Source organism: Pseudomonas sp. AIG (genome assembly GCF_977020205.1).
In genome coordinates this window covers 196779-222744 of record NZ_CDROCK010000003.1, presented here as the reverse complement: position 1 = coordinate 222744, position 25966 = coordinate 196779, and the positions used below count along the sequence as shown (strand labels likewise).

19 protein-coding genes are annotated in these 25966 nt (G+C 58.1%); 6 read left to right on the top strand and 13 right to left on the bottom strand.

Annotation, left to right across the window (positions count from 1 at the left end; genetic code table 11):
- Positions 1 to 22 precede the first annotated feature (22 nt).
- Both tsaE and ACWR1S_RS03720 read right to left on the bottom strand, forming a co-directional pair.
- Complete coding sequence (gene tsaE / locus ACWR1S_RS03725) at positions 23 to 493, bottom strand: tRNA (adenosine(37)-N6)-threonylcarbamoyltransferase complex ATPase subunit type 1 TsaE (RefSeq protein WP_454562467.1); 471 nt, start codon at positions 491 to 493, stop codon at positions 23 to 25.
- Positions 481 to 1980, bottom strand: coding sequence for an NAD(P)H-hydrate dehydratase (locus tag ACWR1S_RS03720; RefSeq protein WP_454562466.1), 1500 nt, complete (start codon positions 1978 to 1980; stop codon positions 481 to 483). Before ACWR1S_RS03720 ends, tsaE begins: the two co-directional genes overlap by 13 nt.
- Positions 1981 to 2043: 63 nt before the next feature.
- Between ACWR1S_RS03720 and queG the strand changes: the two genes are divergently transcribed.
- Positions 2044 to 3117, top strand: a complete 1074-nt coding sequence (queG, locus tag ACWR1S_RS03715) for a tRNA epoxyqueuosine(34) reductase QueG (RefSeq protein ID WP_454562465.1) — start codon at positions 2044 to 2046, stop codon at positions 3115 to 3117.
- A gap of 16 nt (positions 3118 to 3133) precedes the next feature.
- On the opposite strand, the gene ACWR1S_RS03710 is transcribed toward queG, so the two are convergent.
- From ACWR1S_RS03710 to orn, 6 genes are all read right to left on the bottom strand, one after another.
- On the bottom strand, positions 3134 to 7909 hold the full coding sequence (locus tag ACWR1S_RS03710; RefSeq protein ID WP_454562464.1) for an RHS repeat domain-containing protein: 4776 nt from the start codon (positions 7907 to 7909) through the stop codon (positions 3134 to 3136).
- A 79-nt stretch (positions 7910 to 7988) separates the two neighbouring features.
- On the bottom strand, positions 7989 to 8975 hold the full coding sequence (locus ACWR1S_RS03705; protein ID WP_454562463.1) for a hypothetical protein: 987 nt from the start codon (positions 8973 to 8975) through the stop codon (positions 7989 to 7991).
- Between the two features lie 331 nt (positions 8976 to 9306).
- Positions 9307 to 11736: a hypothetical protein gene (locus tag ACWR1S_RS03700; protein WP_454562462.1), complete on the bottom strand. Its 2430-nt coding sequence runs from the start codon at positions 11734 to 11736 to the stop codon at positions 9307 to 9309.
- A 180-nt stretch (positions 11737 to 11916) separates the two neighbouring features.
- Entirely contained in the window at positions 11917 to 12954 is a 1038-nt protein-coding gene (locus tag ACWR1S_RS03695; protein WP_454562461.1) for a hypothetical protein, read from the bottom strand.
- A gap of 174 nt (positions 12955 to 13128) precedes the next feature.
- A complete protein-coding gene (locus tag ACWR1S_RS03690) occupies positions 13129 to 13740 on the bottom strand; it encodes a trimeric intracellular cation channel family protein (protein WP_137217697.1) in 612 nt (203 codons plus the stop codon).
- Between the two features lie 92 nt (positions 13741 to 13832).
- Entirely contained in the window at positions 13833 to 14375 is a 543-nt protein-coding gene (gene orn / locus ACWR1S_RS03685) for an oligoribonuclease (protein WP_454562460.1), read from the bottom strand.
- A 107-nt stretch (positions 14376 to 14482) separates the two neighbouring features.
- On the opposite strand from orn, the gene rsgA reads away from it, so the two are divergent.
- Entirely contained in the window at positions 14483 to 15514 is a 1032-nt protein-coding gene (gene rsgA, locus ACWR1S_RS03680; protein WP_038360332.1) for a small ribosomal subunit biogenesis GTPase RsgA, read from the top strand.
- 48 nt (positions 15515 to 15562) lie between these two features.
- Here rsgA and ACWR1S_RS03675 read toward each other — a convergent pair whose 3' ends face one another.
- The 3 genes from ACWR1S_RS03675 to motA all read right to left on the bottom strand — a co-directional run bounded on the left by ACWR1S_RS03675 (position 15563) and on the right by motA (position 18746).
- Positions 15563 to 16726 carry a sterol desaturase family protein gene (locus tag ACWR1S_RS03675; protein WP_454562459.1) on the bottom strand — a complete coding sequence of 388 codons (1164 nt, stop codon included), beginning with the start codon at positions 16724 to 16726 and terminating at the stop codon, positions 15563 to 15565.
- Between the two features lie 91 nt (positions 16727 to 16817).
- Positions 16818 to 17891 (bottom strand): flagellar motor protein MotB, encoded by a 1074-nt coding sequence (motB, locus tag ACWR1S_RS03670; RefSeq protein WP_454562458.1) that lies wholly within the window; start codon positions 17889 to 17891, stop codon positions 16818 to 16820.
- 3 nt (positions 17892 to 17894) lie between these two features.
- Complete coding sequence (gene motA, locus ACWR1S_RS03665) at positions 17895 to 18746, bottom strand: flagellar motor stator protein MotA (protein ID WP_007952169.1); 852 nt, start codon at positions 18744 to 18746, stop codon at positions 17895 to 17897.
- 166 nt (positions 18747 to 18912) lie between these two features.
- On the opposite strand from motA, the gene ACWR1S_RS03660 reads away from it, so the two are divergent.
- Genes ACWR1S_RS03660 through asd form a run of 3 tightly spaced genes read left to right on the top strand, consistent with a single transcriptional unit; the run spans position 18913 to position 22188 of the window.
- Positions 18913 to 20451 carry an HDOD domain-containing protein gene (locus tag ACWR1S_RS03660; protein ID WP_454562457.1) on the top strand — a complete coding sequence of 513 codons (1539 nt, stop codon included), beginning with the start codon at positions 18913 to 18915 and terminating at the stop codon, positions 20449 to 20451.
- Between the two features lie 42 nt (positions 20452 to 20493).
- A complete protein-coding gene (gene rhdA / locus ACWR1S_RS03655) occupies positions 20494 to 21309 on the top strand; it encodes a thiosulfate sulfurtransferase (protein WP_454562456.1) in 816 nt (271 codons plus the stop codon).
- 18 nt (positions 21310 to 21327) lie between these two features.
- Positions 21328 to 22188: an archaetidylserine decarboxylase gene (gene asd / locus ACWR1S_RS03650; protein WP_053116755.1), complete on the top strand. Its 861-nt coding sequence runs from the start codon at positions 21328 to 21330 to the stop codon at positions 22186 to 22188.
- A 67-nt stretch (positions 22189 to 22255) separates the two neighbouring features.
- Here asd and ACWR1S_RS03645 read toward each other — a convergent pair whose 3' ends face one another.
- Entirely contained in the window at positions 22256 to 22657 is a 402-nt protein-coding gene (locus ACWR1S_RS03645) for a lectin OAA family protein (protein WP_454562455.1), read from the bottom strand.
- A 219-nt stretch (positions 22658 to 22876) separates the two neighbouring features.
- Between ACWR1S_RS03645 and ACWR1S_RS03640 the strand changes: the two genes are divergently transcribed.
- The gene (locus tag ACWR1S_RS03640) at positions 22877 to 24628 is read left to right on the top strand and encodes a molecular chaperone (RefSeq protein ID WP_454562454.1); all 1752 of its coding nucleotides are present in this window, start codon (positions 22877 to 22879) and stop codon (positions 24626 to 24628) included.
- 119 nt (positions 24629 to 24747) lie between these two features.
- Here ACWR1S_RS03640 and serB read toward each other — a convergent pair whose 3' ends face one another.
- Positions 24748 to 25962: a phosphoserine phosphatase SerB gene (gene serB, locus ACWR1S_RS03635; RefSeq protein ID WP_129388249.1), complete on the bottom strand. Its 1215-nt coding sequence runs from the start codon at positions 25960 to 25962 to the stop codon at positions 24748 to 24750.
- Positions 25963 to 25966: the final 4 nt, after the last annotated feature.

Sequence of the window (25966 nt, the reverse complement as noted above, 5' to 3'; positions counted from 1 at the left end):
AGCGCATACCTAACCCCATCATTTAATTGGATTCCAATGCCAAAGCGGCACACCAGGCCTCGCCACGCGAGCCCCGGGATAAAATTTTCAGCGAACGCCCGCTGTCTTGCGGGCTAATGGTAATGGTCAGGTCAGGCTTTGGCAAAAAGCCTGCACCTTTATCGGGCCACTCGATCAGACACATTGCATCGTCTTCGAAGTAGTCGCGGATGCCGAGAAACTCCAGTTCTTCCGGATCGACCAGGCGATACAGGTCAAAGTGGAAGACGCGGATGTCACCGATCTCGTAGGGTTCGACCAATGTGAAGGTCGGACTTTTTACCGCACCGACATGGCCCAAGCCACGAATGATGCCCCGCGACAGGGTGGTTTTACCCATGCCCAGGTTGCCTTCGAGAAAAATCAGCCCGTGGCCCTGGGTCACGCGGGCGATCCGTGCGCCAAAGTCGCTCATGGCCTGTTCATCGGCCAGGTACAGGGTTACTTCAGACACGGTGCTTGCTCCTCCAACAACTGACGAATGGCTGGAATCAGATCACTGGCCGCCAGCCCACGGCCGAATTTACCTTGTTGCAGACCGGCATTGGCGTGCAGCCAGACGGCCAGGCAGGCAGCATCGAAGCCGTCCATGCCTTGCGCCAGCAGCGCACCGGTCAAACCGGCCAGCACGTCGCCGAGGCCGGCGATGGCCATGGCCGGATGGCCCTGGTGACACACCGCCAGACGGCCATCGGGATGCGCGATCAGGCTGCCGGCGCCTTTCAAAACGACAACCGCTGTATATTTTTTGCTCAATGCCAGCGCCGCCGCCGGACGATTCGCTTGCACTTCTGCGGTACTGATTCCCAGCAAACGCGCGGCTTCGCCCGGATGCGGGGTGATCACGCAATCCTTGGGCAACTCAACGAAACCGCTCGCCAGCAGGTTCAGTGCGTCGGCGTCCCACACTTGCGGACATGCTGCGTTGGCGGCCGCCGACAACAGCGCACGCCCCCAGCTGGCTTGCCCGAGTCCCGGGCCGACGACCAGCGTCGAAACCTTCTCCAGCAAACCCATCAATTGATTGGCCGACGAAGTGCCGAGCGCCATGGCTTCCGGCACTCGTGTCAACGCCGCCGGGACATGCTCAGGACGGGTCGCCAGCGAAACCATGCCCGCGCCGCTGCGCAAGGCCGTTTCGGTGCTGAGCAAAATTGCCCCGCCAAAACCGTGATCGCCACCGATCAGCAGCACATGCCCGAATCGGCCCTTGTGCGAAGACGGTGCACGCGCCGCCAACCTCGGAAGATTAGCCGCGTTGAGCCGTCGGGCGATGACTGGAATGTCACGATAGGTGTCGGCGCTGGCCTGCAAATCGTTAAATACCAATTGGCCGATGTGATCCGCCGCGTTGCCGGTGAACAGGCCAAGCTTCAGCCCGATAAAGGTCACCGTCAGCTCGGCCTGCACGGCGACACCCAGTACGTGACCGGTGTCGGCACACAATCCAGAAGGGATATCGACGGCTGTCACCGGCAGACCGCTGACATTGATTGCTTGGATCGCCGAGAGGTAAGGCTCGCGAACCTCACCGCTCAAGCCAGTACCGAGCAAGGCATCGAGAATGACCCCGCGCAATTCGCTTTCAGCCTGCCAGCCCTGCACCGCAACACCCTCGACCAACGCCTCGGCGTGGGCCTGCGCGGCATCGCCCTGCAAACGCTGAGGTTCGCCGACCGCCAACACCCGCACCTGCCACCCGGCTCGCTGCGCCATCGCTGCGACCAGATAACCGTCACCGGCATTGTTGCCATGCCCGGCGAGTACCGTCAGTTCAGTCGCCGACGGCCATTGCCGCACCAGCGCTCGCCACGTCGCATGGGCCGCACGCTGCATCAGTTCGAGGCCCGGCGTACCGGCGGCAATCAGCCGTGCATCGAGTTCGCGCACCTGTGCGGCGCCATACAGCGCGTCGGGTAATTGATCTTTCGTGTGCGGCATGCGTCTTCGGGCTCCGATGTCTGGCAGAATTATACGCACCTCAGCTCCGGTTTCTCTCGCCTCATGTCCGCCATCACCACAGACCTGCCCGCTCTCGCCCAATCGATCAAGGACTGGGGCCGCGAGCTGGGCTTTCAGCAAGTCGGCATCAGCGGTCTGGATCTGGCCGAACATGAGCAGCATCTGCAGCGCTGGCTTGCGGCCGGCTACCACGGCGAAATGGATTACATGGGCGCCCATGGCAGTAAACGCTCGCACCCGGAAGAACTGGTGCCGGGCACATTGCGCGTGGTTTCTCTGCGCATGGATTACCTCCCGGGCGACACCGAAATGGCCAAACGCCTGGCGCAACCGGAAAAAGCTTACGTGTCGCGTTATGCCTTGGGCCGCGATTACCACAAATTGATCCGTAAACGTGTTCAACAATTGGCCGACAAGATTCAATCGCAGATCGGCCCGTTCGGTTTTCGCGCCTTTGTCGACAGCGCCCCGGTACTGGAAAAGGCCATCGCCGAGCAGGCCGGGCTGGGCTGGATCGGCAAAAACACCCTGGTGCTGAACCGCAAGGCCGGCAGCTATTTCTTCCTGAGCGAATTGTTTGTCGATCTACCGTTGCCGGTAGATGAGCCGCACAGCACAGAACATTGCGGCCGCTGCACCGCGTGCCTCGACATCTGTCCGACCAACGCCTTTGTCGGCCCGTATGTGCTGGACGCGCGCCGCTGCATTTCCTACCTGACCATCGAACTGAAAAGCGCCATCCCCGAAGACTTGCGACCGCTGATCGGCAATCGCGTGTTCGGCTGTGATGACTGTCAGATTTGCTGCCCGTGGAACCGCTTCGCCAAACCTTCCGGGGAAAGCGATTTCAAACCACGGCACAACCTCGATAACGCCGAGTTGGCCGAGTTGTTTTTGTGGGACGAAGAGAATTTCTTGAGCAGCACTGAAGGTTCGCCGTTGCGGCGGGCGGGGTACGAGCGTTGGTTGCGGAATCTGGCGGTGGGGCTGGGCAACGCGCCTTCAACGATTCCGGTGCTGGAGGCGTTGAAGGCGCGACGGGATTATCCGTCAGAGTTGGTCAGGGAACATGTGGAGTGGGCACTGGAACAGCACGCCAGACGTTCAAATCCATAAAGGGCAGGCAAAGTACTCAGGCCGCGGGCATGCGCGTTGTATCAATGCTTTTAGCCGTTTTCATCATGGTGTTGGTCTGCCCGTCGGACAAATGGCCGCCCGCCTGCAAAACTTTGCAAACCCTCTGTTTACTGTCCTCTAGAAGGTAAATACGCTCCCCACGTCCTTTCGTCTTCGCAAAAAAAACATGCGTTACTTTTCTTCCAGCGCCGACTGGTCCGAACTCCTCGTACAGCATCTCGGACTCCGCGGCTGCCTGGCGGGCGGACTTATTGCTTTCCACGAGTGTGTAGAAACCATGAGCCCTCTCCTCATTAATTTCAGACACGAAATTGTCCTTTTTGGCCCTATGCAATTGCCAAGGTTCGTCCGCCACTGTCTCCACGGGCGCATTGGCTTTTTTGGCCGCAGCCTTGGCGCCTTTTCCACCCTTCTTTAACTGTTGCCCCGCTTTGCCTGCCCCTTTACCACTGAGCCCTTGGCTAAAGGCTGAAGCCACTTTCCGGCCAGCATTCACAGCAGCTTTTGCACCCGCCGCCAAACCTGCACCGAGCGAAGCCAGCCCAAGACCGAAACTGATCCAGCCCAATATCTCGCCGGCTTGAGAACCCGGTACAAGCCCATCGACCACGTCGCTGGCAATACCCGCCAGACCTGAAGTCACCGCCAGCCCCAATGCCGCCGTGGCCCATGGCGTCGCCGCGCCCATCGTCAACACGCTGGCAACAACCCCGAGAACACCGAGCCCGATGCCCAGGATCGATTGCCAGGAGATATGCCCGGTAGGGTCGACACGATTGACAGGGTCGCCCAGGCAATAACTGTAGGCATTCAACCCGCCCGCACCGAAAGGACTCATGCTGTCGGGGGCGAGGAATCGCATCAATGTCGGGCTATAGGCTCTGTAACCGTTGCCCAACAGATACAGCCCGGTCACCGGATCCAGCTGCTCGCCGTTGAACCCAGCGAGGCTGAACAAGCCACCTTCGGCAGGACGGTGCCCGTAAGGGCTGTAAGCGCAATCGGTGAGCTGTTCCTTGCCCAGCGTTGCCAGCACGCTTTGCTGCTGATCGGTGCCAAACAGCTGCGCGTCGGCGTTCAAACCGAACTGCTGTTGCCCCACCAGCGCTCCACCGTGACGCACAACACTGGATGAATTATCACCACTCACCTCATTGGCGACCCGGCCTGCGTAGTAGTAACGCTGCGCAGTCACCTTCCCGGGTTGCGACAGTTCAACCAGATCGTCGAATCCGTCGTAATGGTAGCCACGAATGACGGATCCGCCTGCGCCGGACAATTGCTCAAGACGTCCGAATGCGTCATAGGCCAGGGTTCGCGCCTGATCGTCCTTGATCATCCTGCCGTTGGCGTCGTATTCCAGCGTCACTGCCGGTGGATAGTCGACATGGGAATGCTTGACGGCGCTGAGCTGCGCAGGATCGGGATTGTCATAACTGAACGTGGTCAGATTCACGCCCAGCGGGAACTTGGTCTGCACGGTAAGCATGTTATCCAGCGCATCGAAGGTGAACGTCTGCTGGACAATTTCCTTGCCGTACGGATCACGGGGCTTTTGGGTGCCGGTACAGTCGTACTGGGTCAGACGCCCGCGCACATCGTAGGTGAACTGCTCATCGCGCAATAGTTGCGTGCCACGCCTGGAGACTTTCTGCGCCAGTTTGCCAGCAAGCGTGTAAGTCGATTCCAGCGTCTGGTCAGGCTGGCCCTGAACCTCGAAAGTACGTCGGGTTTCACGACCGATATCGTCATAGGCAAACCGGGTGATCATCTGACGCTTGATCGATGTGTCTTCGGTTTTCGTCCAATCCGGCAAACCTGTCTGGACGTTGTAGTGGAATTCGGTTTTCAGCGCCCCCTGCATGGTCGATAGCAGGCGGCCGTGCTCATCGTATTCGCATCTGCTTTCGGAGCCGAGTACATCGACATGGGTGATCGGTCGCCCCTGCAGGGACCAGGTACTGGTCGTTGCTTTCGTGATCGCGCCGAAGATCGTCGTTTCGGATTTGCGGCGCCCGGAAGGGTAATAGGTAAAACTGCGTTCCCTGCCATTTTCGGTACAGGTCAAGGGATTGCCACTGACGGGGTCATAACTCAGAGTGGTGACCAACTCTCCTGCCTTGCGCTCAGTCAGTAAACCGCCCAAATCGCGCAAATAGGTGAATTCGGTTTTTTTGCCATCAGCACTCTTGTACCACTGTGGCTGAGTGAAGCCCGCTTCATAACCCGCCTCGGACTTTCGCCCGCCCACGGTACTTTGTGTCAAACGACTCAAACCGTCATACGTTTGCTGCCCCAACACTTTTTCACCGACCTTGATGCCGGTTGGCAACCCTTCATCGCTGTGCTCGGCGTAGTCGGTCACGACCGCACTGGCGTCAGGCAAGACAGTGCGAATTATCCGGTCAAAAACGTCGTACTCATATCGAGTGGTATTGCCGACAGGATCTGTCTCGCTGGTTGTGCGCCCGTACCCGTCATAGGTGTAAACGGTTTTGCCCAGACTCTTGCTCTTCAGATTGAAGCGCTCGACGCTGAGCGGTTTACCGAAGTCATTGACGAGGGTGAGTGTCTTGCCCATCCCCTGGAGCCAATGGGTTTGCTGGCGAAGGACCGGATTCGCCTCGCTGTGTTCGATACGCCCATCGGCATGCAGCGTCTTGCTGACCTGGCCCCAGGAATCGAATTCGTAGCGGGTGCTGACCGGATAAGGCTTGCCATCACGCCAATCGGTCAGCGTCACTTTCACCGTGTGACCAACCGAATCATGCAGGGCAGAATAAAGCGTGCGCGTCTGAATGAGACCGTCCTTGTCGGGATGGTCGCAGTCCTTTTCCTGAACGGTGATCACCCGCTCCAGACCGTCATAGTTCACTCGTTGCTCACCGCCGACGGGATCGGTGGTCACCATTGTGGCCGGCTGCTGTTTACTGGCGGCCAGATAGGCCCACCTGGTCGAGGCGGCGTAGGAAGTCCCGGAAGCCACCGTTTTACGCACTGCCCGGCCGATGGCATCGTATTCATGTTCGATGCGCTCGCCATCGACACCGACCTCTGACATCTGTAATCCGGTCAGCGTCGAAAGCACTTTCTCACGGGTCTGCAGCGCATCGTCAAACCCGCGCGTGCTGGATTTGACCCGCAACCTGTCGCCCTCAAGCTCATAGGAAAATTCGATAGCGGTTTTTTTATCATTCAGAATGATGCTTTGCTCCTTCGTGGCCCCGTGCTTGAGTGGGTCCTTTGGCAAGTTCAGATAACTGCGTTCGGTTTTCGAACGTAAGACCTCAACAGCTTCCACCACTTCGAAAAAACGTTCCCCAACCGGTAACACGCAGGCCAGTTCCGCTCCTTCCAGCGCGGGATGCAGGGCATAGTCGTAGTACGTGACAGTCGAAGCCCCACCCGACGCGGCAGCGGTAACCGTTCTTTTTTTCGGGAACCTGGAGAAACCCAGCGGATCCTCTGGGCAATTGTCTCCACCACCTACCGGATAAAATTCCGTCGAAGTCGTTACCCCACTTGGCTCAATGTGCTTGAGCAAATTGCCTTCGCCATCGAACTCGGTGACGGTGGTTTCTACACGCTGCTGTTGGGTGCGCCGATCGAGGTGAGTCACCGTATGGACTTTCGGCATGCGGAACTGAGCCAGCTGCTCATTGAAAGGCTTGGTGACGGAGCAGTGATACTCGGTCGCGGTGGCGATCTGGGCGTCGCCACAGGTTGTAACCTCAGCCACCAACAGATGGAATTTGTTGTAGGTGCGTTTAATACGCGTATGGACTTTGCCGCTGAGTAACAACTGCTCGTCCGAGGTGTAGACATAGTGGCCGGGCGCCAGATAAAGGGGATCCAGGTCATTATCCTTGGCCGGGAGCAGGCCCTGTCCAAGGAAGTTATGGTCGGAGTAGGTGTAGGTCTTGCAGAGTCTGGGTTGGCCGCGCCCAGGATAGATATCGTGAGCGATAACAAACGGCAATGTCTGTTCCGCGCCATTTACGAAACTATGACCTTGGCGTTTGTAGCGAATGATTTCTACGCCACGCAATGGATTGACGACGCGGTGCAAATAGCTGGCGTCATCGATGACCTCATACTCCAGCTCCCAACCTTTACCGACCGGAAGCTCGATTGCCGTTACCCGAGCGTTCTTCAAGATCAACTTGTAGGCGGAACTGGAGGAGGTATCGGGATGCCGGGTCAATGTGACCTGACCTGCATTGCGTGTGATTTTCAACAGGCATCGTTTGGCGTCACGGACCTCGCTCAATCTGGGAAACTGGTTGAACAACTCGTGCTTCAACGCGATGCTCACACCGTTCGCCGCGATTATTTTTTCCGCTACGGCGACTTGAGTGCCCGCCAGGACTTTGAGCAGCTCACGCCGACCATCCTTGTATCGAACTTCATAGCGCCCTGCTCCAGTGACCGACACCTTTGCCGTTTGCAGTTTCATTTCCTTGAACTTCAGACCGGTAGACGTCTCGACAGCCTTGTAACGCTCACCGTTGGACAATGTCATGACTTTGCTGCGCAGGTCGTAATTTGTCAGGGTCAAAGACCAGCCAATGCCAAAACCGGAGTCCGCCTGGTTGAGCGGATTGAAGCCCATTGAAAGTGCAAGTTCAGGACCATTGAGATCCGCCGAGTGCAACGGTCCCAACGAAAAGGAGCATGTATACATGCCCGTGCGCGGATCAACGCCTCCGGAAACAAACTCACCGAAGTTGAAAGCGTTTGAATGAACAGCGGAAGATGAATGACTTTCCATTGAAAAGCGTCCTTATTTCCAGATAGATATTGGCAGGTCAAGTGGGACAGCAAAAAACCCCGCTGACCACATCATGAAATCAGACCAGCTGTTTCATTGACCGCCTGGACGCTCCCAGTATAAATACGCGATGTTCTTTATCACCGTCGATACAAAGCCTGTGTTCCGAACCAAACTCATCGATTACTGCAAACTCAAATGAACCTTCGCTTTCCCGCCCTACTTGCAGGTCGGCGGAAGTATATTGAATAAACGTCAACTGTCCGGGCACGTTATTGATCGGCACGATCATAATACCGAGAGGGCTGCGAAAGGATGCTTTCAGCCCGTAGATGGGTGCCATGTAGCCGTAAAAGTTTCTGCGCCCGTCCTGGGTACCAGGAATGTTTCCGGAGGCATAGACCTGCACGGCATCCTCGGAATCATAAGGGTCAAGTTTCACTTCACTGCTGTACCAGTCGAGCAGGTGAATCTGCCTGCCCTCCGCGTGCAGCCCGAGGTGATGACGTTGAACCCAGTCATATTGCAGCCTCTGCTGTTTCGTACCATATTCGTTGAACGTAAAGTCCTTCAGCGAATATTTTTTTGGCGGAACGGCCTCGAGCGTAACGCTGCTGTCGAAGCCGATTCCGTTACTTCGCAATAACACCCCATCCATGAGAACTTCGGCGGCCACTTCCATGATCCCGGGCCGGGTGGCCGAAACCCAAAACTGAAAAATCTGCACCGGATCAGAGTCATCACTTATCCGGTTGTGCGTGGCACGTGGAACTTCGGCAACCCGCGGTGCACCACCCGACATTTCATGAGCGTAACGATTTTCCTGCAGCGATACACTCCAGTCACCCTCCAGAGGCCGCGCGCCGTTATAGGCAATCAACCGCAGTGATTGCAAGGCGGGATGCCCATACAGCGATGCGCCGTCGCCATTGTTATCGATCCCGTGCAGCAGCACCAACACACGCACCTGCATGCGCCCGTTGGCATAAAGCAGTTTGTGCTGGCCAGACCTTGTGGCGTCGAGTTTTACCTCGATACGGGAAATACCAACTTGATCATCTAACATTTAAGAATACCTTGCTGATTAATGGATTTCGCCCTTAAGGACTCAGCAAAGTATTGAGGCTCGATTTAAATAAAAACAGCTGCGACATTCGACAAATTATGAGGTGGTCATATTTTAACACCCCCGTGAACACCCCACATAAATACTAATATTTTCAAAAAACCTAGACTTTATAATGCCGACTGTTCTTCCTAGCCCTTTGGTTCCAGCGCTCAATGAGCGCTCCCCTTCCCGCCTAAACTTGACATCATCAGAAGGGGGAGCCTTCAAGCAGTTTATTTCTTGTCTGGTTATGTTAGTCAAACAAAGGAGTCGTTACTTTCACCAACATTCAGTCACTGTCTGAACGTGTCGAAAATCCGCTCTCTGAGGACTCACTGTCGGAGTCAGACTCTGAAACCATATCCTCCGTCTGGATGTCCACCTTTCGATCCATACTGGCGCTTTCAAGATACTGGCTAATCCGTTGCCTTGATGCATCACTCAGCGGATTATTCACTAAGCCAACGAACAGATCCTGTGTATCCGGAATCTCGAACACGTCATATCCCACGTCAGAAATATTATTATCATGCAATGCCACGACAGCCAGTTTCCTGAGCGTATCCATGCCTGAAGGAACGCTGGAAAGATTTGCGTTGTTCAGCATCAATCCGGTTAAACCTGCCATGTAGCCTACATGCGGAGCAACTGTCAGAGGGTTGTTTGCCAGATTCAACCGGGTAAGCGTTTCTATTCTGGACAATCCTTCAACTGTGACCTCGGATAGTTTCAGCGAGCACCCGTCCAGCGTGAGTTCGCTTAACTGGCGCATTTGAAATATTCCTGACGGGAACTCCTCCACTTTTATGCCAAAGACCCCCAGATATTGAATATTGGGAAAGCTGTCAAGAAACGCACCTAGCCGTGCGCCCGGCTGATTGGCGGTCAATATCAACTCTGTTACATGCTCAAATCGGGTGGACAACCTTGGTAACTCACCCGAAAAATCGACATAGTGAGAAAAATGATCGGCTCCCTCGCCCCATTTCGAAACCGACTTGCGCTGCCATATATCTTGCAACTTCGCGCTGAACTGCTCGCGAGCCTGGCGTTGTTCGGCGGGTGTCGACGCGCTCTCCGGTCCCGACAACTGCGAATGAGCTGAGAGCCCGTCAGCACTCCATAAGGCCAATTCATCACACAGCGTCGCAAATTCTTTTTCCAGGCGATTCAAGATGCCGGACGGATCACTTTTCAAACGTTCATTGATAACCCTCATCACCTCCTCATCCGAAAGGTCCGGATAAAGGTCACGTACACGGTCTACGACGGACTTTGTCAATTCCGGGCCACTGTCGCCACCACCCCGCAACTGCCCTGCTTGCCTGTATTGCGCGCGGGCAGGATCGACAGTAGCCGGCAGCGGTGCGAACCCCACCAATGCGCTAACGGTTTGGCGTGGCGGCAATGGCTGTGCACGGATCAACTGTTGCAGCGCCGCACCGCCGCCGTCTGTCACACCGAGCAATTGTCGATGCCCGGGCAGTAACAAGCACCAGACTGTCGAATACAGATTCATCGATTCCTGAGGTGATGAGACCTCGCTGCTTTGGATGACATAGCCATCATCCTGACGAATCAGTACGTGGCGAACCGGCGATCGAACATCGCCTACAGCGCTCAGAACATTCCCGGCTACGGTCCTCTGGCGAATCTCGATAGGCATCTGCCGCGGCCAATTCGCAAGATTACCCATCATGTGCAGCGCTAATCGATCACTGTCCGGATTGGAAAGCGCCTCTAGATAAATACCTTCACACGCCCTGGCAAGACGAATTTCTCGCAGCGCCAGCACTGCCTCTTTCGCCACTCGCGGTGGCATACCCGGTTGGTTATGCATATGCAAACGCTCGGTAGCGCTGGTATTGCGCCATATTGCTTGCGCGGCCGTTTTCGGCAGATTCGGAAACACCCGGCGCATCCGCAGAGTGTTTTGATCACAGTCGGTTTCGAACGCGTCTTCAAGGTCTTTGAACCGCGTGAAGCGCTCATGCGGTAGCCAGCGCTCCTCTGCCTGAATCTTCTGATCAAGCTCAAATCGCCTGATGGTGTCCTCCAGCAAAAAAGGTACAGGACGATCATTGACGAGCACATTGTGCAGAAGTAACTCATCAACTCCGCTCACCGCCAGCATGCGTGCAACCGTGGCGTCGGCGAATTGCGCCACGGAGCGACCCATCCGACGAAAAATCTGTGCAGTTTGTACTGACATTGAATCAGGGAAGGTGACGACATCGCTGTTCAGAGGGTGCCAGAACCGGCCTTGGTCATTCTTTCCCAGCAAAGGGCCGGAGGGTTTGAGCTCTCGGGAATGTGTAGCCCTGAACAGGCCGCTTTCAGGATCGGTGACCACCTGAACAAATTGACCATCGGCAACAGCGACATATTCGCGCCGCTTGAATATCCACACACCCCGAGAGTCGGCTTTCATTGGACTTGCCGGCGCCGGGGTCTGGAAACCTGCGAGCGCCTCTCCGGCAGCGGCCTGGGTGACTTCATCGACAATGGAGTTCATCGGATTGATGCTGATCGCCTGCTCCGGATTAACCGAATCCACAAGCGCAGGGGCTGGCCTGATCGTTGGAGGCCGGGTCTCGGCAAAGTGCGGTTGCGGTGACTGGGTGATTTTGTTGTTCAGTGCCCGTCCCGAGCCGTCAGCGTCGAGATCCGGCTTTTTCAAAGGGCCGGTCACAGGTTTGCGGGGTGGTTTGCCAACCATTGATACTCATCCTTGAGTGGTGGGGTGCTGGCTCCGCAGCACTACGGAGCCAGCAGCCGTTTGTCTGTTAAGTAAACTGCAATCAATCAACATCATTGAAGTCACAGTTTACAGACCCACACCACCTGAAACGGCATATATATTTACCGCTTCCAACAACTTATTCTTGCAGCGCTGAACTTATCCACGCTCCAAGGAAAAGTCGCGCATTTCAAAGTTGGTACGAATGGCCAGCTTATGCTCGGTGCCATATTGATCGATCGCCTGGAAATGAAACATTTCGCCATCCTTGCTCTCCGGCTCAATCGTCGAGTACTCGGACAGAGACTGCACTGCGGTCAACTCACCATCTCTGTCATTGACCTTTACAGAATAACCTTTCTTCTTCGTTGACAAGTACAACCAGCCATTGATACCGAAACTGAGGACATCGGAGAGCGCTTGACCGTCGTATGGCAACCACACTTCCTGCGTTGTTTGTTCGGGAAGAACAAACATACCTTGAAGGTGATTGGTTTTATGCTTTCGCAGCTTATTGCCTTTGGCAAACAGGCGACTGCCGCGACCACCTTCCGAAACCCAGTCCACCAGTTTGATTTGCTGTCCGCCTTGCGGATACAGCCCAAGATAATAGTTTCGGATTCGATTCCCTGGCTCTTCATTCCCACGCCGGACCGACTGCCATCTGAAACTGTCAATGGAGTAAGCGATGGGTTCCTTTGCACTCAAGGTCACACTGCTGTCGTGGACACTGGAAAGGGTTGTGCCATTGCTGCGAATGACTTGGTGGTTCACTGTCAGACGAGCGGCAATCCGGGTGTCTCCCGCACCGGACGACGATACCCAGAAGGTGCGCACTTGTGGATGAACGGAATCGTCGTCATCGGCATCGAGCACGGTATTGACGGCGGAGTGCGACTCCAGCGTGAACCGGCCTTGCTCGCTGCTGGCGTGCCAGCCATTGCTCAGGGTCTGGCCGCTGATGTAGTGAATCAACTTGATACTGTCCATCACTTCGGACGGCACATGAACCGCATTGCCGTTGGCGTCGGCTCCGGCGACCAGGACCTGAACCTTGACTTGCATACGGCCATTACCGAACAGTTCTTTGCTTCGTGTACTTTCAGCAGCGTCAAATTTCACGTTGAACACGGTAAGGCTTTCAAAAACGCCAACAGGCCCCGGGTGAACGTGTGTTTCTTCCGTGATATCACTCATGACGCACTTCCTTTTGTCGTTATGTTACTTCAGAGAGTCGACATCCAACTTGATGCCGTCAAAATAAATAACATGCAGGGCAAAGAAAGCAAAAAGCAAAAATGTAAGAAACATGCACGCACGCCTGCAGACGTGGAGCCACGACACTAATTCATGCCAAGCCACACCTGAATATCAATGCTCGTCGTTATAAACAAACTTGGGCATTTCCCAATGAAAACGAATCGCCAGCAGACGCAACAGAAATCCGCCAAACAGAGTGATCAAAATGGCTTGCTCACCGGGTACATTCAGATAAAGACACAGCATGTAGCACCACGCCGCAGCAAACGAGACACTCGCATAAAGTTCGCGCCGAAAGATCAACGGAATATCGTTGCAGAAGATATCGCGCAGAATACCGCCGAATACCCCGGTGATCACGCCGCTGACCGACGCCACCAGCATGCCGTGGCCCATTTCCAGCGCGGTCATGCAACCGATCAGGGTGAATGCCACCAGACCGACGGCGTCGAGCACCAGGAACAGCGAACGCAGGTGGCGCATCCAGCGCGCGGTGAACACGGTGAACATTGCCGCAACCGAAGTCAGCACCAGGTATTCCGGGTGCTTGACCCACGTCAGCGGGTAGTGCCCGAGCAGTACATCACGGACCGAACCGCCACCCAACGCCGTGACGCAGGCAATCAGCACCACGCCAAACCAGTCCATGCCGCGACGGCCGGCAGACAACGCGCCTGTCATGGCTTCAGCGGTGATGGCAATCAGATAGAGCATCAGCAACATGGTGGCGATCCAGGCAGGAAGGCGCGCAGTCTAGCCATTTCAGTGCGGCACCAAAAGGGGGCAATTGCAATGCACGCCCCCATCGCCAGGCATTAGAACTTGATGAAATGCTTACGGTAGTGCTGCAGCTCGGCGATCGACTCCCGGATGTCATCCAGCGCCAGGTGCGTGCTGCCCTTCTTGAAGCTGTCGCGCACGTCCGGCGCCCAGCGCGCGGCCAGCTCCTTGAGCGTGGAGACGTCGAGGTTGCGGTAGTGGAAGTAGCTTTCCAGCGACTTCATATGCGTATAAAGGAAGCGACGATCCTGGCAAATGCTGTTGCCGCAGATCGGCGATTTGCCCTTCGGCACCCACTTTTCCAGGAAGGCGATGGTTTCCGCTTCTGCCTCGACCATGCTGATGCGGCTGTCGCGCACGCGCTGGGTCAGGCCGGAATTGCCGTGTGTGCGGGTGTTCCACTCGTCCATACGCGCAAGCACTTCGTCGCTGTGGTGGATGGCGATCACCGGACCTTCGGCCAACGTGTTCAGATCACTGTCGGTGACGATGGTGGCCATCTCGATGATGACGTCGTTTTCCGGATCCAGACCGGTCATTTCCAGGTCGATCCAGATCAGGTTCTGCGGGTTTTGCATATTTCGGCTCCTAGGCAATGCTGCGCAGTTTAGCCTAGGCCGGTGGCCGGGCGTGCTAAACTCGCGGCCGTTTTACCTAATCGCTGCATTCTTCAGACGGAACACCCATGGCCAAACGCCAACTCAATCGTCGTCAAAACTGGCGCATCGAAAAGATTCAGGGCGAACGCGCTGCACGCGCCGCCAAACGCGAGTCCTCGGCTGTCGAAGCCCTTGAGGGCGGCGACCTGGGCCCGGAACAAACCGGCCTGGTGATCGCCCACTTCGGTGTACAGGTCGAGGTCGAAGCTGTTGACGGTGATCAGGCCGGCCAGGTCTTCCGTTGCCACTTACGCGCCAACCTGCCCGCGCTGGTCACCGGCGACACCGTCGTCTGGCGTGCCGGCAACCAGGGCATCGGTGTGATTGTCGCGCAACTGCCGCGCACCACCGAACTGTGCCGCCCGGACAGCCGTGGTCAGCTCAAACCGGTCGCGGCCAACGTCGACATGATCGTCATCGTTTTTGCCCCCCTGCCCGAGCCGCATGCCAACCTGATCGACCGCTACCTTGTAGCCGCCGAACACGCCGGCATCCGTCCGTTGCTGCTGCTGAACAAGTTCGACCTGATCGACGAGCAAAACGCCCCGGCGCTCAATGCGCTGCTGGCGGTGTATCGCACGCTGGGTTACCCGGTGCTGGAAGTCTCGGCGCACCACGGCAATGGCATGGAGCAACTGCAACAGCAGCTCGACGGGCGCATCAGCGTGTTCGTCGGCCAGTCCGGTGTCGGCAAGTCGTCGCTGGTCAACAGCTTGCTGCCTGAAGTCGAAACCCGCGTCGGGCCGTTGTCCGAGCTGTCCGGCCAGGGCACGCACACGACGACCACCGCGCGCCTGTTCCACTTCCCCGGCGGCGGCGAACTGATCGACTCCCCGGGTATCCGTGAATTCGGCCTCGGCCACGTCAGCCGTGCCGATGTCGAAGCCGGCTTCATCGAGTTCGATGACTTGCTCGGCACTTGCCGCTTCCGCGACTGCAAGCATGATCGCGAACCGGGCTGTGCGTTGCTCAAGGCACTCGAAGACGGGCGCATCCAGCAGCAGCGGATGAACAGCTATCGCTCGATCATCGCCAGTTTGCCGGAGAACGGCTACTGAGTAGCCAGACACAAAAAAGCCGCGATCATCTCGCGGCTTTTTTTTGCCTCAAACGCTGGCGGGCGGTTTTGGCACAACCATTTTCGGCTCAGGTTTCTGAAACGCATACAGGTGCTGACGCACAATTCCGCCCGGCAGCTCCTTGCCAAACACGCCATAACGCACCGGCCATTCCTTCGGCGGCAGCTTGAACGTACCGAACAGCATGTCCACCAGCGGCGTGTGGATCGCGTAGTTCTTGTAGATGTAATCCTTGTGCCGGGCGTGGTGCCAATGGTGGTAGCGCGGCAGCACGATCAGGTAGTTCAGCCAGCCGCCGTTGATCCGCACGTTGGCGTGGGCCAGTACTGCCTGGACGCCGACCAGAATCACATAGGCATTCAACGCTTGCGGCGCGAAGCCCAATAACATCAACGGCACCAGCACACCGGTGCGGGTCAGCAGGATTTCGATGAAGTGCACGCGGGAACCCGCGAGCCAGTCCATGTGCGTGCTGGAGTGATGCACCGCGTGGATACGCCACAGAAATGGCACCACGTGATAGAGCCGGTGCAGCCAGTACTGGCCGAGATCGGCCACCAGCACCGCGAGGAGGAACTGCACCAGCAACGGCAGGCTTTGCACGCTGGTCTGCAAGCTCGGCGACATCGCCCAACCGGCAATGTAACTCGAAGAGGCGGTGATGAAGATCAGGATGAATTGCACCAGCATGTGGCTGACGAAGAAGTAGGTCAGGTCGGTGCGCCAGTGCGGGCGCAGGATGTTTTGCTCGGGGTCCTTGGAGTAGAGCTTCTCCAGAGGAATGAACACGATGGCCGACACCAGCAGTGCCAGCACAAACCAGTCCAGGCCGAGCGAGTAAGGTGTCTGTCCGATCGAGCTGACCTGGACATTGGTGCCACCGAGGAACACTGCCAACCCCGATGCAACCAGACCGGTAATTCCCAGGCGTTTACGTTTGTTGAGCAGGATATTCAGGGTGCCGAGGCTGAATGACAGCACCAGACCGAGCAACAGCGTGGTGCGCGCGAACTGCTCGTCATAGACCTTGCGCAGCTCGGCCGTGGTCAGCCACTCGGGAAACAGAAAGCAGAACACTGCCAGCAGGCTCAACAGGCCGAGGGTGGCGGAAATATAGCCACTGACCCGCCCCTCGCCAAATTTGAAGGGTGCGTTGCCATGCCGTTGAAAATAGGCTTTGAGTCTTTCCATTAACTGATCTTCCGTGATTGCGAAAACTGCGACTGGTCATTGCGACGCAGGCAGATACAAAAAAGCCACGGTGACCGTGGCTTTTTCTGCGTCACTGCTTCGGCGCGGGCGCCGGGGCAGTGGCTGGGGGAGCAGGCGCTGGCGCCGCACTCCCCGGCTCGGCCGGTTTCGGCGCAGCGTCGTCGAACAGGTTCAGGCGCTCGCGCAGTTCGTGCGCCGGTACCGGTTGCTGGTCCGCCGGCAGTGCATTCGGGTCAACCGGCGTCGCCGGAGCGGCGCCGTTCTGACCTTGATCCGCCGGTTTCGCCGGATCGGCACCTTGCGAACCTTCGATGGCCGCCTGGGCTTTTTTGGTCAACACCACAATGTCGATGCGGCGGTTGACCGGGTTGAACGGGTTTTCCTTGTCGAACAGCGCCGACGAGGCATAACCGACGACCCGCGCCACTTGCGCATCCGGATAGCTACCGGCAACCAGGGCACGACGGGCAGCGTTGGCACGGTTGGCCGACAACTCCCAGTTACCGTAATCACCGGTACCGATATAAGGCTTGGCATCGGTGTGGCCGCTGATGCTGATCTTGTTCGGCACCGCTTTGATGGTGTCGGCCATGGCCAGCAGGATGTCTTCGAAATACGGCTTCAGGCGTGCAGAACCGGAGTCGAACATCGGCCGGTTCTCGGCGTCCATGATCTGGATACGCAAGCCGTTCGGGGTGATCTCGAAGAGGATCTGGTCCTTGAACTTCTGCAGTTGCGGGTTCTCGTCGACCTTGTTCTGCAGTTCTTGCAGGAGCAGTTCCAGACGCTCCTTCTCGACCTGCTCGGCCATGCCTTCAACCTGCTCGGTGTCGACCGTGACCTTGTCGGGCTGCGGCTGAGACTTCACTTCCGGGTTGAGGGTGTTTTCCGGCGCAAGGGTCGGCGTACCGCCCAGGTCGATGATGTACGGCGTACCGCTTTCGGAGAAGCCGACCGGGTCTTTGAAGTAACCGGCGATAGCGATCTTCTGCTCCGGCGTTGCCGTGGACAACAGCCACAACACCAGGAAGAACGCCATCATCGCCGTGGCGAAGTCGGCGAAGGCGATTTTCCACGCCCCGCCGTGATGCCCGCCGGCTATGCGCTTGACGCGCTTGATGATAATCGGCTGATTATTTTCCATGACTTAGCGACCGCGAACCGCTTGTTCCAGCTCGGCGAAGCTTGGACGGTGGGCCGGGTACAGCACCTTGCGACCGAACTCGACCGCCAGCGAAGGCGGCATGCCGGAAGCCGAAGCCACCAGCGAGGCCTTGATGGCTTCGTAGACGTTCAGCTCTTCCTTGGCGTCATGAGCCAGGGAATGCGCCAATGGGCCGAAGAAACCGTACGCCGCGAGAATACCGAAGAAGGTACCGACCAGTGCCGCACCCACGTGCAGACCGATGGACTTCTGATCGCCTTCACCCAGCGAGGCCATGGTCACCACGATACCGAGTACCGCCGCGACGATACCGAAACCGGGCATGGCATCAGCGATGCCGTTCACCGCATGAGATGGATGCTCAAGGTCTTCTTTCAGGCTGTACAGTTCCATGTCGAACAAGCCTTCCAGCTCGTGCGGCGCCATGTTGCCGGACGACATGATGCGCAGGTAATCGCAGATGAACGCGGTCATGCGCTCGTCTTTGAGCACGGCCGGGTACTTGGCGAAGATCGGGCTCGCGGCGGCATCTTCAATGTCGCCTTCGATGGCCATCATGCCTTCACGGCGGCTCTTGTTGAGGATCTCGTAGATCAGCCCGAGCACTTCCAGATAGAACGTGTGGCTGAAGCGCGAACTGAACATGCTCAGGGATTTCTTGAGCACGTGCATCGTCATATAGCCAGGGTTGGCCTGCAGGAATGCACCGAGTGCCGCACCACCGATGATCATCACCTCGAAAGGCTGGATCAGGGCGGCAATCTTGCCGTGGGAGAGCACGTATCCGCCGAGCACGCTCGCGAATACGACGATGATGCCGATAATTTTAGCCATAGGTAGAAAGTACTTACTTAAGTCGGGTTCAAGGTCATATTCGGAAGTTAAAAAATCTCTTCTTCTACTTATCGGCAAAACTGCGCCAGACTATAGCCAGTTCAGGCGAAAAGCCAATTTAGCCCATGCCGGGCACGTCTACAGTCAGTGAAGATCCCGTCCAGACATGGCTAATGAAACGAACGTCCCACACGCAAAACCGACCACGCTCGACGGCTGGGTCAAGCTGCTCGACAGCGTCCGGCTGCCCGTGCCGCAAGAGGCTCACGACAAAGTCTGTCGGGCGATCCGCGACAATCGCAGCTCGCTGCGAGACATCGCCGACCTGATGCAGGACAGCCCGGCGCTGGCCTTGAGCATCATCCGTGAGGCGAATCGTCACACCCACGGCACCATGGCCACGCCAGCGGAAAACCTTGAGGTGGCAATCAATCGCCTCGGCCTCGCCCGCACCGAAGAATTGCTCGCGCGGCTGCCCGCCGAACCGCAGATGCAAATCCCCAAGGCCCTGCGCCAGTTGCAAATGATCAGTCAGCACGCGACGCAACAGGCCAACGGTTTTTTCGCCAGTCGCCTGGCGCGGCTGTGGCAGGACATTCATTGGGGGAGTCTGTTGTTTCTGTCGCCGCTGTGGCCACTGGCGCTGACCTATCCACAGTTGCTCGAAGAGTGGGAATTGCGAGTTATCCACAAAGGCGAATCGGCGCGAGTGGTCGAAAAGCAATTGTTCGGCGTGCGCCTGCTGAAAATCGCTGAAGCGATGGTGCAAACCTGGCATCTGCCGATCTGGGTGCAACAGGGCTATAAACTGCTACTCAGTGAACAGCGCGAGCTGGTCAAAGTGCTGCGCATCGCCCGTGACAGCGAACACCCGCTGCGCCAGCAAAACCGCCTCGACGATGATCCGACCCTGCGCCGCTGGCTCAACCAGCCGGCCAACACCGTGCTGCTGGCCAACGGGCTGGCGTTGTCGGCGCAACAGGCCTGGGACAGTCCGCACAGCGAACGCTGGCAGTACCTGACCAGCCTTTATCTGCAAATCTCGATGGACGAGGTGCAGCAACAACTGCACCAGCAAGCCGCCAACAGTGCCCGCCATCACGCGATGCCGGATCTGTGGCACCCAGCCGTTTCGCTGCTGTGGCCGTGGGGCACCCGTCGTTTGCCGGCCGGCCTGTTGCCTGCCGCCGCGCCCACCGCTGAAGACCTCGGCCAGTGGCGCAAGCAGTGCGCCGAACTGCTCGCCGAACCGAGCCGCTTCACCAACGCGATGAGCCTGACCGTCGCCGCTCGCGATGCGCTGGTCGCCAGCGGCATGCGTCGAGTGATGATCCTGATGGCCGATCGCACGCAGTCCAATCTGCGCGTGAATCAAACTGCCGGCCTGCCAAAAGAAGCGGCGGCGCTGAATTTTGTCGTCAGCCAGAGCAGCGTTCTGCAACGGCTGCTGGCACAACAGGCGCAGGTGCGCATTACCCCGGACAACAACGCGCAGTTCTCCGCGCTGCTGCCAGCCAGCCTGCGCACGCTGTTTCGTGGCGAACACCTGTTTCTGCGTTCACTGGTCAACAATGGCCGGGTGATCATGATTGTGGTTGCCGATCAGGGCGGCGGGCCGTTCGCCGACATCACCGTGCAAGCCTTTGGCAAAACCGCGCAGTGCATCGAAAAAGCCCTGCACAGCTTTAGCAGCCGTGGTCGATGAGGCTGCGCTACAATCCTCCCCTTTGTGCTCTGGAGACCTCACATGTCTGACTTCTCTGGCTTGCCGCTCGTCATCGAGCCGAGCGACCTGCTGCCTCGGCTTGAGTCTAAAGAGCTGATTCTGGTGGATCTGACCAGCGCTGCCCGCTACACCGAGGGTCATCTCCCCGGCGCACGCTTTGTCGACCCGAAACGCACCCAGCTCGGCCAGCCGCCAGCGCCGGGCCTGCTGCCGGCGAAAGCCGATCTGGAAGCGTTGTTCGGTGAACTGGGCCATCGCAAAGACGCGGTCTACGTTGTTTACGATGATGAGGGCGGCGGCTGGGCCGGGCGTTTCATCTGGCTGCTCGACGTGATTGGTCACGACAAGTACCACTATATTGACGGTGGTCTGCCAGCATGGCTGGCAGATGGCATGCCAATGTCGATCCAAGTGCCAGCAGCCGTCGGTGGCCCACTGCCGTTGACTTTGCACGACGAGCCGACTGCCACACGCGAATACCTGCAAAGCCGTCTCGGTGCTGCCGATCTGGCAATCTGGGATGCGCGCGGGCCGCTGGAGTATTCCGGCGAGAAAGTCCTGGCTGCCAAGGCCGGGCACATCCCCGGCGCGGTCAATTTCGAATGGACCGCCGGCATGGACAAGGCCCGTCAGCTGCGTATTCGCACAGACATGCCGCAGATCCTCGACGACCTCGGGATCACCAAGGACAAAGAAATCATTACCCACTGCCAGACCCATCACCGGTCGGGCTTCACTTATCTGGTGGCCAAGTCCCTCGGTTATCCGCGGGTCAAGGGCTACGCCGGTTCCTGGGGCGAATGGGGCAACCACCCTGACACGCCAGTCGAGATTTAAGGTTTTTAAGGACAACTAATGAAAGAGCGTCTGTTTATCCTCAGCCAGTACCTGCTGCCACATCACCTGCTGTCGCGCCTGGCTGGCTGCGTTGCCGAGTGTCGCGTGCGCTGGTTCAAGAATGCCTTCACCCAATGGTTCGCCAAGCGCTACCAGGTCGATATGTCGCAAGCGCTGGTCGAAGACCTGACCGCTTACGAGCACTTCAACGCGTTCTTCACCCGTGCTCTGAAAGACGGCGCGCGTCCACTGGACGAAACCCCGGGCGCGATCCTCAGCCCGGCCGACGGCGCAGTCAGCCAACTCGGCCCGATCGAACACGGTCGCGTATTCCAGGCCAAGGGTCACAGCTTCAGCGTGCTGGAGCTGCTCGGCGGTGATGCGGCCAACGCGGCGCCGTTCATGGGCGGCGACTTCGCCACCATCTACCTGTCGCCGAAGGACTACCACCGCGTGCACATGCCGCTGGCCGGCACCCTGCGCGAAATGGTCTACATCCCGGGCCGTATTTTCTCCGTGAATCAGACCACCGCTGAAAACGTGCCGGAACTGTTCGCCCGCAACGAGCGTGTGGCGTGCATCTTCGACACTGAGCGCGGGCCAATGGCGGTGGTGCTGGTGGGCGCAATGATCGTCGCTTCGATCGAAACCGTGTGGGCCGGTCTGGTCACGCCGCCGAAGCGCGAGCTGAAAACCTTCCGCTACGACGAAGCCGCCCGTGCGCCGATCCATCTGGAAAAAGGCGCTGAACTGGGTCGCTTCAAGCTGGGTTCGACCGCGATCGTGCTGTTCGGGCCGGATCAGGTGAAATGGGCTGAAGAACTGGTGGCGGGTTCGCCAGTACAGATGGGCCAAGGCCTGGCACTGCCAAACGCCTGAATGCTGTGTGCCACTGATCCGCCCGTTCGCACGTCTGCGAAAGGGCGGATACGACTCGGTGGTGCCGTTACTCTATCTGCCCACGGAAGCCGATCGGGCCTTCGTTGACATAGGTATTGGTGCCACTGAGGTTTTTTCCTCCATCACTGGACGTGACGCTCAGCTCGACAACGTTCTGATTGTCCCGGCCGCCAATCACCCACTTGCCGCCCGGATGCCAGGGAGCATCGTTGCCACCCCACTGATTCTCGACGTTGTACTGGTTCTGACCGGTGCGTTGCGCCTTGAAGCCAATGGGACCTTCCCCGGCGTAGGTCATGGTGCCGGTGAACGTTTTGCCGTCATCGCGCGACTTGATGTCGATTGCCACGACGTTCTGGTTGTCCCGCCCACCCAGCACCCAGTCTCCGCCCGGATGCCAAGGTGCCGAACTACCGCCCCACTGATTTGCCACTACGTATTTAGACATGAACCTCATCTCCTTGAAGTTACAAGAGACCTGCACGACGTTTGCGGCAGGCCGTACGACCGTGCGTATCCGATCGCACGACTGAGAGCCTAGTAGCGGCTGCGGCATGGCAACGAGCCAGCAGACAAACGGTAAAAAACCTCACAGAACCCGGCGAAACAGGCCACAGCTGCTAGAGTTTCGGGCATTGCCCAATTCGCCGCCGGAGCTTGTCACGGCATGAGTGAGCCTCGATTCCAGCCACACCTGCACGCCCCGAATCCCACACAACCGCGTCTGTCGTTTTGTGAAGCTACGCCGCGTGATCTCAAGCGCTGGATCGCCGGCCTGCCGAAAGCCAGCATCGGCGAAACCGCCCGCCTGCTTTATCAAGCCATGGGCGAAGTCAACCTGTTGCTCACGCCCAGCGACAACCGCCTCAATCTGCTTGAGCTGCTGCGCCCCGAAGTGTATTTCGTCTGCCAGCACTTGGAGCGCCACTTCTTGCATCAGGCGATCATGCTCGACGAGCGTTCGCGCAAAATCAGCAATCTGTGCCAAGCGCTGCAAAGTCATCTGGCCATCGGCTACAAACAGATCGTGCTGCGGATTGCGCCGAAGTTCAGCAAGGACCGCGCGGGATTGGTCAGCACGGCCCTGCAACGGGCCGCCCATGCTCTCAAAGGTCAGCTGCTGCGTGCCACGCAGCTGTATAGCTCGCCGCCGGAGCATCTATGGCTCGAACTGCATCAGCTGTATCGCAGCGCCGCTGAATTACAACTGCAACACCGCCGTGTGCACGACGATCTGGCCAGCCTGACCACCGAATTGAGCCTGGAACAGACTTATATCGCCGCCCTGCTGCTGGGCAGCGCTCGCTGCAATCAACTGCGGCAGAACCAGATCGCCCGCCTCGCGGAAGTGCTCGAGCCATGGAGCGCCCTGCTCAAGCTGCATCCCGCTCGCCCGGACGATGGTCTGCTTGCGGTCAGCGCACAAATCGACGCCGGGCCGCGTTACCGCAACATGTTTCGCAGGGAGCAACAGGCCGGATTGCTTGGCTTCGATCCACAACCGTTGGTGAATGCCATCGAAGCGCATTTGCTGCACCAGGACACGTCGACACCCTTGTCGGTCCCGACCGGACTCAGCTTCGACACTTTGCAACACTTGCATGCCGCATGGGGCCAGGCCGCCGAACGCAGTTTTCAGCGCACCGTGGGCCAGGGCAATCTGACCGTGTGCGTCGGCATGAGCGCCCTGCACTTCTACCTCGGCGGCGAGCGCAGTTTCAGCGACATGCTGAAACATCCCGGCGCCCGCGCAGCGAATTTCAGCAACGCCGTGGCCAAGGGTGAAAAGGACAGCTGGAGCCAGGCTTTCGACGCAGCACCGCAAAACAATGAGCAGTTTTTGCCTTACGAAGAAATCCAGTACGACCACCTCGTCGAAGACGAAAGCAGCGCCGATGCTTCGCCGCACTATCCGACCTATGCCTTGCCGGTGATCAATCACAGCCCCGGCGGTTATTGCCTGGCGTGGCCAAACGAAGTGCCCGCCGAATTGCAGGCCGGCGAAATGCTCGGGGTTCAGGACAGTGTCAGTCTGGGCTGGAGCATTGCGGTGATTCGCTGGATACGTCAGGTGTGCGGCGGCGGCACGCAAATGGGCATTGAACTGGTGGCACCGCACGCTCAGCCGTGCGGCCTGCAACTGGTGCGTTCGCGGGACGATCACAGCCAGTATTTGCGCGGGTTGCTACTGCCGGAGATCAGTGCGATCGATGTGCCGGCAACCTTGCTGGCGCCGCGCTTGCCGTTTCAAGAAGGCAATAAAGTGCTGATCAACACTCAGGGCGAAGAACACCGCGCCGGGCTGGATCGGCGAGTGGCAAGTACGCACAGCTTCAATCAGTTTGCTTACCGCTCGCTGGAGGCCGCGCAAAATGGCGCGAGCGAGGAGGACTTTGATTCGTTGTGGAAATCGCTTTAAGTGCCCGCCGATGGATCGGCGGCGCTACCTTCGCGAGCAGGCTCGCTCCCACATTGGAATGCATTTCAACTGTGGGAGCGAGCCTGCTCGCGAAGAGGCCAAGTCAGGCGATAAAGATCTCAGAGCTGCCCGTCACGATCGCGGAAGCCCAGCAGATACAACACGCCATCCAGACCCAACGTCGAGATCGCCTGCTTCGCCGATTGCTTGACCAGCGGCTTGGCGCGGAACGCCACGCCCAACCCGGCAATCGCCAGCATCGGCAGGTCATTCGCGCCGTCGCCGACCGCGATGGTCTGCTCCAGACGCAAACCTTCCTTGTGTGCCAGCTCTTTCAACAGATCAGCCTTGCGCTGCGCATCGACAATCGGCTCGATCGCCACGCCGGTGCACTTGCCGTCGACCACTTCCAGTTCGTTGGCGAACACATAGTCGATGCCGAGTTTGGCCTGCAATTGCTTGGCGAAATAGGTGAAGCCGCCGGAGAGGATCGCGGTCTTGTAGCCCAGACGCTTGAGCTCGGCGAACAGCGTTTCGGCGCCCTCGGTCAGGCGCAGTGAAGCACCGATCGAATCCAGCACACTGACATCCAGACCTTTGAGCAAGGCCAGACGCTCTTTGAAACTGGCACGGAAATCCAGTTCACCGGCCATGGCCCGTTCAGTGATCTCGGAAACCTGATCACCCACGCCGGCAGCCTTGGCCAGTTCGTCGATAACTTCGGCCTCGATCAGCGTCGAGTCCATGTCGAACACCGCCAGACGACGGTTACGACGGAACAGCGAATCTTCCTGGAAGGCGATGTCAACGTTCAGTTCCTGAGCGACGCTGAGGAATTCGGCACGCAGCGCCTGCGGATCGGCCGCTTCGCCACGCACGGAGAACTCGATGCAGCCCTTGCCTTTGTCGGCCGGTGTATCCAGCGGCATGCGACCCGACAGACGGTCGATGTGATCGATGTTCAAGCCGTATTTGGCAGTAATCGAACTGACCGCCTGCAATTGGCCGGCGGTCACTTTGCGGGTCAGCAGGGTAACGATGTGGCGCTTCTTGCCCTGATTGCCCACCCACTGCTGGTAATCCTCTTCGGACACCGGGGTGAACCGCACCTGCTGGTCGAGCTCGTAGCCCTTGAACAGGATGTCCTTGAGCACGGACTTGCCTTGCTCGGAATCGGGAATTTCAACCAGGATGCCGAACGACAGGGTGTCGTGGATCACCGCCTGACCGATGTCGAGAATGTTCACACCACCTTGTGCCAGAACGCCGGTAATGGCCGCAGTCAGACCCGGACGGTCGACTCCCGTGATGTTAATCAGGACGATTTCGCGCAACGCG

What these genes read in the sequence shown, in the direction of transcription:
- rhdA (WP_454562456.1), top strand. Translation starts at nt 20,494, where the DNA reads ATGTCTGACTTCTCTGGCTTGCCGCTCGTCATCGAGCCGAGCGACCTG.
- ACWR1S_RS03710 (WP_454562464.1), bottom strand. Translation starts at nt 7,909, where the DNA reads ATGGAAAGTCATTCATCTTCCGCTGTTCATTCAAACGCTTTCAACTTC.
- motB (WP_454562458.1), bottom strand. Translation starts at nt 17,891, where the DNA reads ATGGAAAATAATCAGCCGATTATCATCAAGCGCGTCAAGCGCATAGCC.
- ACWR1S_RS03640 (WP_454562454.1), top strand. Translation starts at nt 22,877, where the DNA reads ATGAGTGAGCCTCGATTCCAGCCACACCTGCACGCCCCGAATCCCACA.
- ACWR1S_RS03660 (WP_454562457.1), top strand. Translation starts at nt 18,913, where the DNA reads ATGGCTAATGAAACGAACGTCCCACACGCAAAACCGACCACGCTCGAC.
- ACWR1S_RS03695 (WP_454562461.1), bottom strand. Translation starts at nt 12,954, where the DNA reads ATGAGTGATATCACGGAAGAAACACACGTTCACCCGGGGCCTGTTGGC.
- ACWR1S_RS03705 (WP_454562463.1), bottom strand. Translation starts at nt 8,975, where the DNA reads ATGTTAGATGATCAAGTTGGTATTTCCCGTATCGAGGTAAAACTCGAC.
- asd (WP_053116755.1), top strand. Translation starts at nt 21,328, where the DNA reads ATGAAAGAGCGTCTGTTTATCCTCAGCCAGTACCTGCTGCCACATCAC.
- ACWR1S_RS03675 (WP_454562459.1), bottom strand. Translation starts at nt 16,726, where the DNA reads ATGGAAAGACTCAAAGCCTATTTTCAACGGCATGGCAACGCACCCTTC.
- orn (WP_454562460.1), bottom strand. Translation starts at nt 14,375, where the DNA reads ATGCAAAACCCGCAGAACCTGATCTGGATCGACCTGGAAATGACCGGT.
- motA (WP_007952169.1), bottom strand. Translation starts at nt 18,746, where the DNA reads ATGGCTAAAATTATCGGCATCATCGTCGTATTCGCGAGCGTGCTCGGC.
- ACWR1S_RS03720 (WP_454562466.1), bottom strand. Translation starts at nt 1,980, where the DNA reads ATGCCGCACACGAAAGATCAATTACCCGACGCGCTGTATGGCGCCGCA.
- ACWR1S_RS03690 (WP_137217697.1), bottom strand. Translation starts at nt 13,740, where the DNA reads ATGTTGCTGATGCTCTATCTGATTGCCATCACCGCTGAAGCCATGACA.
- rsgA (WP_038360332.1), top strand. Translation starts at nt 14,483, where the DNA reads ATGGCCAAACGCCAACTCAATCGTCGTCAAAACTGGCGCATCGAAAAG.
- queG (WP_454562465.1), top strand. Translation starts at nt 2,044, where the DNA reads ATGTCCGCCATCACCACAGACCTGCCCGCTCTCGCCCAATCGATCAAG.
- ACWR1S_RS03645 (WP_454562455.1), bottom strand. Translation starts at nt 22,657, where the DNA reads ATGTCTAAATACGTAGTGGCAAATCAGTGGGGCGGTAGTTCGGCACCT.
- ACWR1S_RS03700 (WP_454562462.1), bottom strand. Translation starts at nt 11,736, where the DNA reads ATGGTTGGCAAACCACCCCGCAAACCTGTGACCGGCCCTTTGAAAAAG.